Source organism: Gilliamella sp. ESL0250, assembly GCF_013345045.1.
In the GTDB taxonomy this organism is placed as follows: Bacteria; Pseudomonadota; Gammaproteobacteria; order Enterobacterales; family Orbaceae; genus Gilliamella; species Gilliamella apicola_H.
Map to the genome: position 1 here is coordinate 1 of NZ_JAAEDV010000011.1, position 16,352 is coordinate 16,352.

General features: G+C 35.4%; 12 protein-coding genes. 8 read left to right on the forward strand and 4 right to left on the reverse strand.

Going from position 1 to position 16,352, the window contains the following annotated elements:
- The 5 genes from GYY69_RS09125 to GYY69_RS09150 form a co-directional block, all read left to right on the forward strand.
- Nucleotides 1-218: phage GP46 family protein (locus GYY69_RS09125; RefSeq protein WP_174797393.1), on the forward strand; the 218-nt coding region annotated here is incomplete at its 5' end.
- On the forward strand, nt 211-1,278 hold the full coding sequence (locus GYY69_RS09130) for a baseplate J/gp47 family protein (RefSeq protein WP_202984986.1): 1,068 nt from the start codon (nt 211-213) through the stop codon (nt 1,276-1,278). The genes GYY69_RS09125 and GYY69_RS09130, both read left to right, overlap by 8 nt.
- Nucleotides 1,269-1,859 (forward strand): YmfQ family protein, encoded by a 591-nt coding sequence (locus GYY69_RS09135; RefSeq protein ID WP_174797395.1) that lies wholly within the window; start codon nt 1,269-1,271, stop codon nt 1,857-1,859. Before GYY69_RS09130 ends, GYY69_RS09135 begins: the two co-directional genes overlap by 10 nt.
- A complete protein-coding gene (locus tag GYY69_RS09145) occupies nt 1,852-2,958 on the forward strand; it encodes a tail fiber protein (RefSeq protein WP_180214692.1) in 1,107 nt (368 codons plus the stop codon). Before GYY69_RS09135 ends, GYY69_RS09145 begins: the two co-directional genes overlap by 8 nt.
- Before the next feature lie 14 nt (nt 2,959-2,972).
- Nucleotides 2,973-3,581: a tail fiber assembly protein gene (locus GYY69_RS09150; RefSeq protein ID WP_174797396.1), complete on the forward strand. Its 609-nt coding sequence runs from the start codon at nt 2,973-2,975 to the stop codon at nt 3,579-3,581.
- Nucleotides 3,582-3,969: 388 nt separating this feature from the next.
- Here GYY69_RS09150 and GYY69_RS09155 read toward each other — a convergent pair whose 3' ends face one another.
- On the reverse strand, nt 3,970-5,034 hold the full coding sequence (locus GYY69_RS09155) for a dihydroorotate oxidase (RefSeq protein ID WP_174797397.1): 1,065 nt from the start codon (nt 5,032-5,034) through the stop codon (nt 3,970-3,972).
- Nucleotides 5,035-5,546: 512 nt separating this feature from the next.
- On the opposite strand from GYY69_RS09155, the gene GYY69_RS09160 reads away from it, so the two are divergent.
- The 3 genes from GYY69_RS09160 to GYY69_RS09170 all read left to right on the forward strand — a co-directional run bounded on the left by GYY69_RS09160 (nt 5,547) and on the right by GYY69_RS09170 (nt 11,005).
- Nucleotides 5,547-8,318, forward strand: coding sequence for a flavocytochrome c (locus GYY69_RS09160; RefSeq protein WP_174797398.1), 2,772 nt, complete (start codon nt 5,547-5,549; stop codon nt 8,316-8,318).
- Nucleotides 8,319-8,347: 29 nt separating this feature from the next.
- Nucleotides 8,348-9,319: an FAD:protein FMN transferase gene (locus GYY69_RS09165; RefSeq protein ID WP_174797399.1), complete on the forward strand. Its 972-nt coding sequence runs from the start codon at nt 8,348-8,350 to the stop codon at nt 9,317-9,319.
- Nucleotides 9,320-9,538: 219 nt separating this feature from the next.
- Complete coding sequence (locus GYY69_RS09170; protein ID WP_174797400.1) at nt 9,539-11,005, forward strand: DASS family sodium-coupled anion symporter; 1,467 nt, start codon at nt 9,539-9,541, stop codon at nt 11,003-11,005.
- A 78-nt stretch (nt 11,006-11,083) separates the two neighbouring features.
- Here the strand turns inward: GYY69_RS09170 and GYY69_RS09175 are convergent, their stop codons facing one another.
- The 3 genes from GYY69_RS09175 to pykF form a co-directional block, all read right to left on the reverse strand.
- Nucleotides 11,084-12,607 (reverse strand): Ppx/GppA phosphatase family protein, encoded by a 1,524-nt coding sequence (locus tag GYY69_RS09175; RefSeq protein ID WP_174797401.1) that lies wholly within the window; start codon nt 12,605-12,607, stop codon nt 11,084-11,086.
- Nucleotide 12,608: 1 nt separating this feature from the next.
- A complete protein-coding gene (ppk1, locus tag GYY69_RS09180) occupies nt 12,609-14,675 on the reverse strand; it encodes a polyphosphate kinase 1 (protein WP_174797402.1) in 2,067 nt (688 codons plus the stop codon).
- A 117-nt stretch (nt 14,676-14,792) separates the two neighbouring features.
- Nucleotides 14,793-16,205: a pyruvate kinase PykF gene (gene pykF / locus GYY69_RS09185; protein WP_174797403.1), complete on the reverse strand. Its 1,413-nt coding sequence runs from the start codon at nt 16,203-16,205 to the stop codon at nt 14,793-14,795.
- Nucleotides 16,206-16,352 lie beyond the last annotated feature (147 nt).

A 16,352-nucleotide genomic window follows, 5' to 3' on the forward strand; every position in this document is an offset into this window, starting at 1 on the left:
CTCGCTCAAAATTAACTAATCAAACAGCTAACTTTGCAAAAATTTACATAAAAGAAGCGGTGCAATGGATGCTTGATGATGGGCTGGCATCACGTATTGATGTTTCAGTAAAGCGAACCGATTTAACTGTTTTAGTTGCTACTATCAATATTTATAAAACAGATGGGAGTAATGAAGAATTTAGGTTTGACAACTTATGGAGTGATATTAATGTCTAGTGGATTTTCAAGACCAACATTACCGGATTTAATCACAACTATACGCAATGATTTGTATGCGCGCCTAGCTATTGATGATGAGTTGATTTCATTACGGCGTAATGACCCAGAGGTATACGGACGAGTTATAGCGGGGGCAACACATGTGTTATTAGGCTATATTGAAAATATGGCCAAAAATATTTTACCTGATCAAGCAGACGAAGCTTGGTTGATCCGACATGGAAATATGAAGCGTTGCTATAGAAAACAACCTACGCCTGCGGTTGGTTATATTCGATTTGATGAAGTGGCTGATGGCATTGTTATCAATAAAGATCAAAAAGTCAGGCGTCAAGTTGATCAGCGCATGTATACAGTTACCCAAACAACTACATCAGCAAATAATGTTTTAAGAGCACCTGTAGTATGTGACGAGGTAGGTAAAAAAGGGAATTGTGATGATGGTACCAGTATGTCACTGATCACCCCTGTTACTGGTCTATCATCAACTTGTTTTGCTGATTCTATTGAGTCAGGTGCTGATATTGAGGATTTAGAATCTTTTAGGAAACGAGTTATCGATAGATGGTATTACACACCTCAAAGCGGCGCAGATCAAGATTATGTACAGTGGGCAAAAGAGGTTCACGGTGTTACACGGGCTTGGTGTTATCGTCATTGGGCTGGGGCGGGTAGCGTTGGCGTGATGGTTGCAAATAGTGATCCGGTTAATCCCATTTTAGACAATACCACAATTCAACATGTCAAAAAACATATTGATCCGCTGGCACCGGTTGCTGGCTCTATGCTGATAGTGTTTTCACCAACACCCAAACCTATTAATTTTAAAATTATGGTCACACCTGATAACCCAAAAATTCGTTATCAAATAGAAGCCGAGTTAAAAGAATTTTTGTTACGCGAAGGGAGACCACAATCAACACTATTTAGATCACGTATTAGCGAAGTGATTAGTTCATCATTTGGCGAGTATGCCCATGAATTAGTTTACCCCGATAAAGATATATTTGTAGAAAAAAATCAGGTAGCGGTCTTCGGGGGTATTGAATGGATTTAGAAAAACAATACCGAAGCATGGTAGGGCACTTATTGCCTTACGGTCCAGCATGGGATAAATCAGAGCCAATCCTTTTATCGTTAGCATTAACACTATCAAAAACTCACGTTCGATTAGATGATTTAATGCAAGAAATCAATCCCAAAACGACGACAGAGCTGATAGATAGATATGAGCAAATTTGCGGATTACCGGATAGTTGTTACCCATCGGAGGTTCAAACGCTAACTACTCGGCGCAACCGTTTAGATTCTAAGATAAATTTGGTCGGTGGCATAAATAAAGCATTTTTTCTACAAGTCTTAAAAGCCAACGGCTATTTAGACGCCACGATTACAAACTATAACAATGATGTTTTTACCTGTGAATCAACATGCCAAGACTATTTATACGATGAAGAGTGGCGTTTTTATTGGATTGTAAACATACCTCACAATTATCAAATAACAGAAATGACCTGTAATGATGGATGCGATTCACATTTGAGAACGTGGGGGGATAAGCAAATCGAATGCATAATTGAAAAATTATGCCCATCACATACTTATGTAATTTTTAAATACGGAGCAATCAATGCATAGAATTGACACATCTACTGCCCAAAGAGATAAGTTTGGTCAAGGGAAAAATGGCTTTACTCGCGGTAATCCACAAACAGGCACGCCAGCAACGCAACTAGACTATCTATATTGTGATGCCATTCAGGAAGAAATTGCTAATGCGATTGAATCAGCAGGCATTAAACTTGATAAATCAAAGCATGACCAACTCGCCACAGCAATTAAGGAATTTGTCAAAAAAGGTAGCGTAAAGCTCAACTCATCAACTAACAGCTCATTAGAAACAGAAGCTGCAACGCCGTTGGCTGTTAAGAAAGCAAATGATCTAGCGACCACGGCACATAATATTGCCGAATTAGCAGTCCGACGTGGCAACGAATTTCCATTTCGCGGAAATCTGGGCGGCCGACATTTAAATAACATTGGTGCAACATCCCACGGCGTTTATTTTCAAAATTCATATAACGAAGCACTGATAGAACGCGGCTACCCTGTGCGTGATGCGGGCGCATTAACTGTTTTAAAAACAGATGGTGATGGTGAGAGTTGTGCACAAATATATACGTTATATAAATCGGGGAGGCAATTTATCAGAAACTACAGAGGCAACAGTCAAAATGGTTTTTGGGATAGTTGGGTTGAACAAATTACAACAGCAAATATCAATGATTATTTGCCAGTCGGCATCCCTCAACCATGGCCAACTACCACGCCGCCAGACGGCTGGCTAAAATGCAACGGTTGGAAATTTGATAAAAATAAATATCCGAAGCTAGCGCAAGTGTACCCGTCGGGTAATTTGCCAGATTTACGAGGTGAATTTATCAGAGGATGGGATGACGGCAAAGGTACAGATTCTGGGCGCGGAATATTGAGCTGGCAGGGAGATGCGATTAGAAATATTTGGGGTGAAATATCGCCGATTTCCGAAACTTTTGCATCAGAACCCATAGCTACTGGCGCATTTAAATATTTTGAAAAACATGCTGGTCACACGCCGACAAGCATCGACGTGGGAAGTGTTGGTGGTGTTGTATTTGATGCGTCAAATATAGTACCAACAGCCAACGAAAATAGAGTGCGCAGTATAGCGTTTTTATATATAGTTAAAGCAGAATAAAGGAGATTTATATAATGAAATATCAATTAACACCGAAAATAGCACAGTTTGACAAAGACGGTTTTGTAACAACTGAGGGCTGGGCATTAATTTATAACACAGACGTTATAACTGGCGAATTTATGAACGCAACATACGAATATGTTGCCGAGGGGATCGGTTTGCCCGATCATGTGTGTTTAGACGCTCCGAATTCAGTTGATGATGAGCACGCAATCGTTAGAGTCGGCGATACGTGGACATACCCCTCAGATCATCGCGGTAAAAAAATCTACTCAACAGAAAATGGCGCAGAATCAACAGTAACAGAAATCGGCGACATTCCGAATAATTACACGCTATTAAAACCGTCTAGCGAGTTTGACACATGGAATGGTGAGGCGTGGGTGTTAGATAAAAACAAACAGCATCAGCATTATATAGCTGTAGCAACAGCACAAAAAAAACAGCTATTAAGCGAAGCTACCACGCAGATTGATTACCTACAAGACGCAATTGATACAGAAATAGCAACAGACGAAGAAAAAGCATTGTATTCAGCGTGGAAAAAATACAGAGTTTTGCTAAATCGTATTGATGTCGAAACTGCGCCAGATATCAAATATCCAGAAAAACCACAATAACATCACGTCACAACACTATCAATCTTCAAACTTACAATACTCAACAGCGTCATGTAGCATCACAAAATCGGCGATATCATAGCTGTTGATGCTGTGGCATATTTGTGTCAACACCATTCTTTATATGAATTTAAGCTACTTTATATTGCGTCACAATTAAATATCGCAAGAGGTGCAACGCTTTGTTTTTAAATAAAATTACTTTTTAGCGTCCTGCCTGTCACGCAGGGGGTCGCGGGTTCGAGCCCCGTCCGTTCCGCCAATTCATTAAATCTTATCTAAATCTATTTATTACCAGTAAAAATAAATAAAGCAAGATTGTATAAATTTATTGTTGAAAATAGAATTACAGGGAAGATTACCCTGTAACGTTTTATGTTTTTTTCAACTATTCATTCTTATTCAAAAGGCTTTTCTTGATTTCTATCGCAAGGAGGGGGTTCCACATAGCACCCGTTGCACTCATAACAGCATCAGCACCACTTTTTATAAATTGATGATAATGTTCACTAGAACCAACTCCACCGACGCCCACTATAGCAAATTTTAGATCCATCTGTTTACGATATTTAGCTAAACGACTCACCATATCTAAGCCAGCCCAACGAATTGCGTCACCACAAATTCCACCTTCTTTTCTATTTTCACCTAAAGCCGGGTGACCTTTAGCATCAACGGGTTTAGCCGATAATGTGTTGATGGCGCTTAAACCGTCAATGATAGATCCGACACGAGTTAATAAAGAAATAATCTTTTCATCATCAGGAAAATACGCTAGTTTTAAAATAAGTGGACGATCAGGCACAGCAGTTTTAATAGCATTGACTACTCGTTCAACTTTATCTACATCAAAGCAAAGTAGTTTGCTTGCTCCTTCGTTTGGACAACTTAGATTTGCTTCAAGAATAGGTGCATTGGTTTCTTTAACTAATTTTGCCGCTAAAGCATAATCTTTTTCTATTTCTCCATTACCTTGTGTTCCTTGAAAACTACCTATAACACATTGTCCATTGCCAGCCGATTTTACAGCGTTAGCCATATCGGGTTGCCAAATATCAGGTGAAAATGAAGGCACGCCAAATGAGTTGGTAATTGATAATGGCTGATTATAATTGGTATCAGCTAATACTGTATCTAGATTGCATGATAATTTATCTTTAGGATGAACAGATAAAACATTAGGTAAAGGATGGCATTTATGTAGCTTAGTTCTGACCGTTTTATATACACATAAGTCAAATCCATAAGCAAAAGCAGCTTTAATATAGTTTGCATTTAATAGTGGACCTGCGGGCATACCGAATGGTAAATTGACCTCAACATTTAAGAATTTTGACATTGTTGTTGGGATTTGTTGTGCTTTATCGAGTTGTGCAAAAAGCCCAAAGGGTCCTTGAGCATAATTATCTTCGTAGCTTATACTTGGATTATAAAAAGGTGTTAAAGATTTCATACTCTCTCCTGATTATGCATGTCTTAAAGTAAATTGATTATTAATTTGAAATAGTAAAAAAACAGTTTTTTAACCAAAAAAAATCCTCCATGAAGGAGGATTTAAAAATAGGGCAAGTAGAGAATAAACAGACAATTTTGATTTTAATTTGTTAATGGGTATTCCAAACATTCTAATATTCTCTTTTTGTTAACTGTAAGGCATTGTAGCTGATCAAATTTAAAATTCAATATGAAAATTTAAAAAATATGTAACTAAATAAAAAGGTTATAATATTATTTTTTAGATTTATAGCTATACAGTAAACACTTCAAACACAGTCAATTATAAAAAATAAGTAAAGTCTTATTTTATTTATATCGATAATTTTCTAATCAATTAATAAATCAAGAAAAATTTTTGTCGAAAAAATGATACACCAACTATTAATGAAATTAATGTAAGTGGAGAATGACTATTGGTAATGTTATCATTATTGAAAACTAAAAAGATTAAATGTTAGGTATATAAAAATGCAAAATGAAAATATTTTTAAATCGTTAACGCTACCCAATGGTGTTGAATTAAAAAACCGTATAATGATGGCACCAATGACAACATGTTCTGGTTTTTATGATGGTTCTGTTACACATGACTTGATCGAATATTATCGTGTAAGATCTGGTGAAATAGGGGCTATTATTGTTGAATGTGGATTTGTCGATAATAAAGGCTTAGCTTTTCCTGGAGCGATTGGTTTAGATAGTGACGATAAAATTGAAGGATTAGCTAAAATTGCTCAAGCTATCAAAGACCAAGGCTCTAAAGCAATTATTCAAGTGTATCATGGCGGAAGAATGGTTGAACCTAAACTCATTGGTGGACAATCTCCTGTGGGGCCTAGTGCAATTGCAGCTCCGCGTCCTAATGCTGCTATGCCAATTGAATTGACTACTGATGAAGTGGATGAAATGATTGATAAGTTTGGTCAAGCCGTGCGTCGAGCTATTCAGGCTGGTTTTGACGGGGTAGAGATTCATGGTGCTAATACTTATTTAATTCAACAATTCTATTCTCCTAATTCAAATCAAAGGAAGGATAAATGGGGCGGAAGCCGTGATAATCGTACTCGATTCCCGCTTGCTATTTTAGATATCACCCATGATATGATTAAACAATATGCAACACCTGAATTTATTGTTGGTTATCGTTTTTCACCTGAAGAGCTAGAAGTTCCAGGCATTCGTTTTGATGATTCCATGTATTTACTTGAAAAATTAGCTGACAAAGGGCTTGATTATGTCCATTTTTCAATGGGAACGACACTTAGACCATCTATTGTTGATACACAAGATCCAACCCCACTAATTAAAAAATATGTATCTATGCGATCGGCTACATTAGCAAAAATTCCTGTTGTGGGTGTTGGTAATGTTATTAACCTAAATGATGTTAATGATGCAATCAATAATGGTTATGACTTAGTCGCCGTTGGACGAGCTTGTATTGCTTATCCTGATTGGATTAGCCGTATTAAGAAAGGTGAAAAACTAGAACTGTTTATCAATAGTGATAAACGTGAAGAACTTAATATTCCTGAACCTTTATGGCGTTTTTCTTTGGTTGAAAGTTTGATTCGTGATGTTAATCTTAATGCTAAAAAATTTAAACCAGGTAATTATCAAGAAACAGTCAACGACGAATCTTATGAATTTCTTATTAATGTTGAATTAGGTAAAGACTTTATTAAGGATATGGCATTAGTGAATGCTAAAGAGTTAGATAATGATATCCTAGATAATTTTACTGTTATAAAAAATAGAATTATTGATTCCAATAGTCCACATGTTGATACGATTTCGGGAGCAACTACGCAATGTGAAGCTTTTAAAAAAGCAGTCACTAAAGCGATGGCAAAATCTAACAAAGAGGCGATTATTGCCGAAGGTGGCGATCCTAATGACCAATCTTTCGATGTAGTTGTAGTTGGTAGTGGTGGGGCCGGGCTAGCGGCTGCTATTCAAGTGCATGATCTGGGCGCTAATGTAGTAATTGTTGAGCAAATGTCTGTCATTGGCGGTAATACCAATAAAGCCTCAGCTGGTATGAATGCAGCAGAAACTAAGTTCCAAAAACTTAAAGGTATCAAAGACAGTAAAAAACTTTTCTATCAAGAAACGATGATAGGTGGAAAAAATAAAAATAATCCAGAGTTATTACATTATTTTGTTGAAAATGCACCAGATGCGATCAATTGGTTAGATGATAATGGTATTGAACTAAGTGGTATTACAACAACTGGCGGTATGAGTATTGATCGAACACACCGCCCAGAAAGTGGTGCAGCGGTAGGTGGTTTCTTAATTAGTGGACTAGTCAGAAATATCAATAAGCGTGGTATCGAAGTCATGCTTGATACAGCAGTTACTGAAATTGTCACCGAAAACCATAAAGTTATTGGCGTTAAAGTTTCAGAAGAAGATGGTTCAACTCATATGATAAAAACCAAAGCAGTCATTATTGCAACCGGTGGATTTAGTGCTAATACTGCAATGGTTGAAAAATATCGCCCTGATCTTAAAGGATTTGTCACCACCAATCATAAAGGTGCCACCGGCTCTGGTATTATGATACTTGAAAAGCTTGGTGCTGGAACCGTTGATATGGGAGAAATTCAAATCCATCCAACAGTTGAACAAACTTCTTCTTATTTAATTTCAGAATCTATTCGTGGTGGGGGCGCGATACTTGTATCGCAAGAAGGCCAACGATTTGTTAATGAACTTGACACCCGGGACAATGTATCAGCTGAGATTATCAAACTACCGGAACACTATGCTTATATCCTATTTGATCAACAAGTACGTGATGAAAACAGATCAGTTGAAGAATATGTTGCAAATGAACTTGTTACCCAAGCAAATACGATTGAAGAATTAGCTCAAAAGTTATCGATTAATGACAACACATTAACTAAAACTGTAAAACGATACAATCAGTTTGCAGCAACTAAACACGATGAAGATTTTGGACGAACAACGGGTATGCGTCATCCGATAGAAAAAGGGCCTTTCTATGCAATAAAAATTGCACCTGGTGTTCATCATACCATGGGCGGTGTAACTATCAATATTCAAACGCAAGTCTTAGATACTAATAAAAATGTCATTCAAGGTGTGTTTGCCGCAGGTGAGGTAGTGGGTGGTGTACATGGAGCAAACCGTATAGGAGGTAATGCTGTTGCAGATATCATTATTTTTGGTATACAAGCGGGCAAAAATGCTGGTGATTATATCAAAAGTTAACTTGTTATAACTACTTGAGCTTGTTTAGTATGGTACGTCCTAGCTATGAATATACTCAAACTTTAATGGGAACAACGGTTTCATTAACGCTATTAGAGCCTAATGAAGCCGCTGCATACGCTGTTTTTGAAACTATAAAAATGCTTGAGGATAAATTAACCGTTAATAGGTCGTTATCAGAAGTTATGTCAATTAATTTAGCAGCTGGCCAATACCCTGTTACAGTAAGCCATTCTGTGTTTTCTTTGATTGAACAAGCTCAAAAAGTCAGCCTACATTTCAATAGTTGCTTTAATTTTGCCATTGGTCCATTAGTTAAGCTTTGGAAAATTGGCTTCCAAGATTATCAAGTACCATCTACCAAGTTAATAAAACAACAATTATTGTTAACTGATCCTAAAAATATTGAACTGGATGCAAAGACCCATTCCGTATTTTTAAAAAAATCTGGAATGGAAATTGATTTAGGTGCAATTGCTAAAGGATATATTGCTGATGTCGTCAAATTGATTTTACAACAATATCAAGTGTATCAAGGTATCATTAATTTAGGTGGTAACGTATTAACACTGGGTAAATCTTCACTTAATGAAGACGGCTATTGGCATGTGGGGCTAAGAAAACCATTTTCAACTAAAAATAAGCTGTCTGGGATTATTAAAGTTATAAATAAGTCGGTTGTAACATCGGGTATTTATGAGCGCTTTTTTATACAAAACAGTCATCTTTACCATCACATATTTAATCCCAAAACAGGCTATCCACTAGACAATGAATTAGAAAGCGTGACAATAATTTCAGATTCTTCATTGGAAGGCGATATTTATTCAACTGTCTTTTATGGATGGGGACTTGATAAAAGTAGAGAGTATTTAAAAAAACATCAAAAATTATCAGCTATATTCTTGTTAAAAAATAAAACAATAACATTAATCAATACTGATAATTTTATTTTTCAACAGCTTGATACTCAATACACAATCAGCACAGATTATAATTAAAACTGGCATCAAAAAAACGAATTTACATTGATTTTATTTAAGTTTTTATGCTTTATTTGAGATGTTTTGCTCGAAATTTGTTAAAATATTAATTCTTTTGATGCTTTTATACAAGACAATAAACTTGTGCAAATCATGGAATAATGAAGTGGGTATCATAGTGTAACAAAATTAAATATTAACTTATTAAATACTATTTAAATTAAAAAGGAAGATACTATGAATATAGTAAAAAAACCGCCAGTAAAATGGCTTCCACTCATAATTATTGCGGCAATCTCAACAATACTCTGGTTGTTTGTAACACCGCCAACTGGTATTAGCCAAGAAGGTTGGCAAACCAGTATTATTTTTGTTGCAACAATCGCCTGTATTGTGGCAGAAATAATGCCTATTGGCGCAATTGGTCTGTTTGCGATCACGATTTTTGCTGTATTAAGACCTTCTGGTGCTACAACTGCGACTGAATCTATAAAAATTTCGTTAAGCGAATTAAACAGCAGCCTTATTTGGCTGATTGTTATTGCTTTTATGATTGCTAGGGGCTTTATCAAAACAGGATTAAGTAAACGCATTGCTTATTATCTTGTTAAGATTTTGGGTAAAAATACATTGGGATTAGCTTATGGTTTATCTGTCACTGATATCGCGTTGGCGCCAGCTATTCCAAGTACCACAGCTCGAGCTGGAGGTGTCATATATCCAATAGCAGAAGCTTTAGCCATCAATTTTAACTCTAATCCAAAAGATGAATCAAGAAATCGCATTGGTACATTTTTAATGTTAACGATTAGTCATGTGAATGATATCACCTCTGCAATGTTCTTAACAGCATTTACCGGAAACTTATTAGCTGCTAAATTAGTTACAACATCACTAGGTATTACATTAGGCTGGGGACAATGGTTTATTGCAGCAATTGTGCCATGTTTAGTTTCATTTATTGTGATCCCTCTGGTTATTTATTTCTTAACTAATCCAGAACTAAAAAAAACACCAGAAGCACCAAAGTTAGCTGATGAAGAATTAACAAAAATGGGACCAATAACCATTAACGAAGTTGTTATGGGAGGAACTGTACTGCTATTATTAGTATTTTGGATTTTTGGTAAAAACTTTGGTATAGATTCAACGACTACAGCCTTTATTGGTTTGACTATATTGATCTTAACCGGAGTATTAAGCTGGGATGATATAAAAGGTGAAAAAGCTGCTTGGGACACATTAATTTGGTTTGCGGCATTATTAATGATGGCGGGCCAAGTGAATAAACTTGGCGTAACAAAATGGCTGGGCGATACAATAGGTAGCGCGGTGCAAGGTCATTTAGGTGAAAGCAGTTGGATATTTGTAATAATCGTTTTATGTGTTGCTTATGTTTATTTACATTACTTCTTTGCCAGTGGAAACGCGCATATTGCTGCATTATTTCCAGTTTTCTTATCGATTGCTATTGCGCTTGGTGTACCAACTTTGATTGCCATTTTTGCTTTAGTCATTTGTACTAATTATTTTGGGTCAATAACACAGTTTGCAAATGCTAGGAATCCACTATTATTTGCTGAGGGGTTTGTTCCTGTAAAAACTTGGTGGAAAGTTGGTTTTATTTGTAGTGTTGTAAATCTGCTCATTATATTTACTATCGGTATTTTATGGTGGAAGGTTATTGGCCTTGGTCAATTATAATTAAAAAACTATCTTACAAACTATTGTATATACCGCCACATTGATTGGCGGTATTTATCTGTATATCAATTTTTATTGCTAGCAAATTACAATTGATAGTTTCCAATCGTCAATCACTTCCCAATATTTTTGTTCTTGAGCTAAATCAAGTAATATCAGTTTATTATTTTCAACAAATTCTTGATTAATTTCTAAAGTGATTTTGGCTAGTTTATTTTCTAATAATTTTAATTGAAATGCCTGTAAATCAATGTCGGCATTCCGTTGATTATTTATGAGAATAGACAATCTTAGAATTTGCATCAATGATATTATATGTTTGTATTCAAACAGGCTAAAATAAGATAATTCATCAATATTGATCGATTTTCTATGGTAGCGAACAAGGGTAGATAAAAGTAATTGTTGTTCTTCATTGAATCCTGGCAGATTACTATTTTGCAAAATATAACTTGAATGTTTATGAATTGAAGAAAAGTTAATCTTTAAACCTACCTCATGGAGCTGAGCTGCCCAGTATAAAATAGATTCAAGATTGGGGGGAATAGTAATCGGTGCTTGCTTTTGCCATTGTGAAAATAAATATTTTGCAGTTTTAACAACTTGTTTTGCATGGCGTTGATCTATGTTGTAATGTTCTGAAAGTGATTGTGCGGTGTTTTTCCTAATATCTTGGTAATTAGGTCCATCAATCAACTCATAAAATACCCCCTCTCGTAATGCACATGGGCTAAATTGTAAAGTCTGTAAACCTAGCGCACTAAAAATACCACTAAATATAGCTAACCCGCTGACAAATACTTTTTTTCTTTCTTTGGACAAAGAGGGGTAATTAATATCGTTAAAGGTTTTAAATTCCAAAACATAACTAATTAAATCATCGAGCCTTTTAGGAGTGATAATGCCATCACTGACACCAAGATCTAACAAGATATGATAAATAGACTTAATGGTTCCAGACGTACCAAATGCAGCTGTAATATTCATTTTTTTAAGTCTACTGATCATGCTCTCTATTTGCTGTTCAGCGGCAAGTTTTGCTTGTTGAAATGATACTGCGTCAATTGTCTGCTCATAAAAAAACTGCTTGGTATAAGTTACACATCCCATGGGACGACTAGCAACAATTAAAGGGGTTAAATCATTCCCTTTGCCTATCGCAATTTCAGTAGATCCACCACCAATATCTATCACAAGTTTTGTATCGGTTGGTGATGTTGATTCTGCTGTCATGGTGCCTAAATAAATAAGACGAGCCTCTTCTTGGCCCGAAATAATTTCAATAGGAAAGGGAAACACTTTAGCCGCCGCCATTAAAAATTTATGTCTATTTTTGGCCACCCTTAAAGTATGTGTTGCGACAACACGAATATGTTCGGGAGGAAATCCATTTAATCGTTCGGCAAACAGCGCAAGGCACTCTACGCCTCGCATAATACTTGATTCAGTGAGTTCGTTATTGGCTTTAAGCCCTGTTGCGAGATGAATATTTATTTTATTTTTATAAATGATCTGTACGACACCATTAATGATACGAGCAATCACCATATGAAAACTATTTGAACCAAGATCAACTACCGCATATTCATTGAATCTATTCATGTTAGAGTCCTTTTTCAAAAGATTCTGACTGCTTCAAATAATCATAAATGGCATACTGGGCTCTGATTTTTTTCTTATTACCTCTTTGTACGTAATTGTTGGCTGCATCTTTATCAATAATACGAGCTTTTACATTATCGTTGCATTGTATATCAAATATATTGTGGATAGTTAACTTTATTATTGGATCGAAGATTTTCACGCCTACTTCAATCCGATTATCAATATTACGAGGCATCCAGTCGGCAGAGGAGATATAAGTATCTTTTTTCCCATCATTTTCAAAAATATAAACACGAGCATGCTCTAAGAACTGATCAACAATACTTGTAACAGTAATATTTTCACTTAAATTCCGAATCTGAGGTATTAATACACAAGTTCCTCTTACAACCATTCTAACTTTTACCCCGGCACAAGATGCACGATACAATTGATCTATCATATCTTTATCAGTTATTGCATTAAGTTTTAAATAAATGCCTGCTGCTTTACCAGCTTTGGCGTTACTTATTTCTCGTTCGATAAATTCATAAAATCGTAATCGTGTATTTTGTGGTGAAACAAGCAAATGGTTAAATGATACCGGTTTAAATGGATTTTCAATAAAATTAAATACTTTTTTGACTTCTTCGGTAATAGCAGGATCTGCTGTTAATAGTGAGAAGTCTGTATAAATGCGTGCAGTTCTTTCATTAAAGTTACCTGAACCAATATGGGCATAGCGAACTATTTCATCGTTTTCTTTACGATCGATCAAAAACAATTTCGCATGAATCTTGAGTTTTGGTTGTGAATAAATAACTTTAATACCACTGCTAATTAATCGTTTGGCCCATTTTATGTTTGCTTCTTCGTCAAACCGTGCTTGTAATTCGACGACAACAGTGACTTTTTTACCATTATTGGCCGCATTAATTGCAGCGTGAATAAAGCGCGAGTCTTTGGCTACTCGGTAAATATTCATTCGAATATGCGTAACAGATGGATCAAATGAAGCTTGCCTCATGATTTCTAAAACATGGCCAAAAGAGTAATAGGGGTAATAAAGTAAAACATCTCGATCTTTAATTGTATCAAACGAATTTCGAAATTGCTTAAATCGAGTGTAACTTAAGTTTGGTATTTTCTTATTTAATAAATTCTTTTGCCCAAGTTCAGGAAATTTAACAAGATCTTTAAAATTGGGATAGCGTCCACCAGGCATTGCGTCTTGTTCGGTTAACCGTAACTTATTAATCAACAATTCAAATAATGCTTTTGGCATATCTTTTTGATAAGTAAATCGTACTGGCTGTGCTGTTAAGCGTTGTTTTAAACCTTGAGACATAAGTTCAAGTAAACTATCTAATTCAGTATTCAACTCATATTCTGCATCTCGATTAATATTAATTGAATACGCATTTAATTCTTTGGCATCAAAAAACACTTTAAAAATATCTGATAAACAATATCGTAATATGTTGTCTAAAAAGATGATGCACTTATTTTTAGTTGAAACCTCTGACGGTAATAGTACAAAACGAGAAACATTATCAGTCGGGAGTTCTAGTAATGCATAACTGATATTATCCTCGCAAACTATTTCTACAGCCAAATAGGCATGATCATCTTTTAAAAATTGAATCAATTCTGTATGGCTATCAAGCAAAATAGGGGTAATATATTGCCTCAGATTTTGTTTATAATAATTCTTAATCCAATTTTCTTGATAAGCCGAAAGTTGTCTTTCGTTAATCAAAAAGATTTGATTTCTGGCCATTTCTAACAATAATTCATTATAAAGTTGATCAAACTGTAATTCCAATTGAATAACCTTTTGATTTACTTGTCGTAATAGATTTTTAGCATTAGATGAAGAATGCACTTGTTCTTGTTCAATAAGCACATATTTTTTTAAATTAGCAAACTGGACTTTATAAAATTCATCAAGATTACTGGAGTATATGCCTAAAAAACGTACTCTTTCGATAAGAGGATTGCTTTTATCTGCAGCCTCTTGTAAAACTCTCTGATTGAAAGATAACCAGCTGAGCTCTTTAGGTAAATATACTTTTTCTTCAATCATTATAGTTTTTCAAACTTTAGTAAAAAGATTCTATACAGAATAACTTAAGTAAAAAAAAAAGCTAGCAGATAGCTAGCTTTTTTATTTTATATCGATTAAAAATTTAAGATTTAAGATTTAAATACGGTGAACCGAAGTTGTGTTAGTGGTTCCACTTGGTACTAAAGCACCAGACACCATCACAATAATATCGCCTTGTTGTAAACCACATACTTTTACCGCCATCTCTTTACCTAAACGATAAAAATCATCAGTTGAATTGATTGAATCAATTAAAATTGGTTCTACACCTTTAGTAACAGCTAATTGATTAACTGTTTTTTGACTTGATGAAAGCGCTAAAATGCGGGCTCTTGGAAAATAATGACGAACTTCTCGAGCTGATTTACCACTACGTGTTGCAACAACGATTAATGGTGCATTTAAACGTTCAGCAATTTCCACAGCACCACAACAAACAGCCGCGGTTATACTTAATTTTTCTTCTTTAGTTGTTAGTTCTAAAGAAGCAGGAATAGTACCATCTGTACGTTTACAGATAGTCGCCATGACATTGACTGTTTCTAGTGGATATTTACCTTTAGCACTTTCGCCTGAAAGCATAACAGCATCAGTACCATCAATAATTGCATTTGCCACATCGCCAGCTTCAGCACGAGTAGGGCGCGGATTTTTGATCATTGAATCGAGCATTTGTGTTGCGGTTATAACTGGTTTAGAGGCTTTATTACATTTTTTGATCATCATTTTTTGAGCAAAAATAACTTCTTCAACGGCAATTTCAACACCTAAGTCACCGCGTGCAACCATAATACCGTCTGAAGCCTCAAGAATTTCATCAAAGTTATCTAAACCTTCTTGATTTTCAATTTTAGAGATAATTTTTATATCTTCGCCTCCATATGCTTTTAAGTGAGCGCGAATGTCTTCAACATCAGAACGTTTACGAATAAATGATGCTGCAATAAAATCAACCCCTTGTTCACAACCAAAAATAAGGTCGTTTTTATCTTTTTCTGCGAGTGCTGGTAATTTAATTGAAACGCCCGGTAAATTGATACCTTTATTTTCACCAAGCTCTCCGTTGTTTAAAACCGTACAGATAACTTCGTTACCTTTGATTTCTATCACGTCCATTGCAATTAAACCATCATCAACAAGTACACGATTACCCGGTTTCAGATCATGCGCAAAGCCATCATATGTAACTGCTACTCGTTCACTATTTCCAATAACATTCTTGTCTGTTGTAAAAGTAAATGTTTGACCAGCAATAAGTGATACATCATTACCACCTTCTAATTTAATGGTGCGGATTTCTGGCCCTTTGGTATCTAGCATGATCGCCGCTTTTAATCCAGTTTCTTGCATGACTTCTCGTAAGTTCTTAATACGGTTGCCATGTTCTTCATAATCACCATGAGAAAAGTTTAAACGCATAACATTCATGCCTGCGTTTAACAATTTTGCTAACATCTCTTTTGATTCAGATTTGGGTCCGATAGTACAAACAATTTTAGTCTTTTTCATAATAATATCTACTTTGTAATTTATTTAATGTTAATGTTTTGATTCTATTTAAAAACTCGATAAATCAACGTTATGCAAAAAAAACCAATGGCAGAGCATTGGTAGGGTTGGTTAAAAGGCTTCTATGTAGCTTTAAATAGCAACAAA

Coding starts and splice junctions, on each gene's coding strand:
- GYY69_RS09155 (WP_174797397.1), bottom strand. CDS start 5,034: ATGAAATCTTTAACACCTTTTTATAATCCAAGTATAAGCTACGAAGAT.
- GYY69_RS09170 (WP_174797400.1), top strand. CDS start 9,539: ATGAATATAGTAAAAAAACCGCCAGTAAAATGGCTTCCACTCATAATT.
- GYY69_RS09175 (WP_174797401.1), bottom strand. CDS start 12,607: ATGAATAGATTCAATGAATATGCGGTAGTTGATCTTGGTTCAAATAGT.
- GYY69_RS09150 (WP_174797396.1), top strand. CDS start 2,973: ATGAAATATCAATTAACACCGAAAATAGCACAGTTTGACAAAGACGGT.
- GYY69_RS09135 (WP_174797395.1), top strand. CDS start 1,269: ATGGATTTAGAAAAACAATACCGAAGCATGGTAGGGCACTTATTGCCT.
- GYY69_RS09160 (WP_174797398.1), top strand. CDS start 5,547: ATGCAAAATGAAAATATTTTTAAATCGTTAACGCTACCCAATGGTGTT.
- pykF (WP_174797403.1), bottom strand. CDS start 16,205: ATGAAAAAGACTAAAATTGTTTGTACTATCGGACCCAAATCTGAATCA.
- GYY69_RS09165 (WP_174797399.1), top strand. CDS start 8,348: ATGGTACGTCCTAGCTATGAATATACTCAAACTTTAATGGGAACAACG.
- GYY69_RS09145 (WP_180214692.1), top strand. CDS start 1,852: ATGCATAGAATTGACACATCTACTGCCCAAAGAGATAAGTTTGGTCAA.
- GYY69_RS09130 (WP_202984986.1), top strand. CDS start 211: ATGTCTAGTGGATTTTCAAGACCAACATTACCGGATTTAATCACAACT.
- ppk1 (WP_174797402.1), bottom strand. CDS start 14,675: ATGATTGAAGAAAAAGTATATTTACCTAAAGAGCTCAGCTGGTTATCT.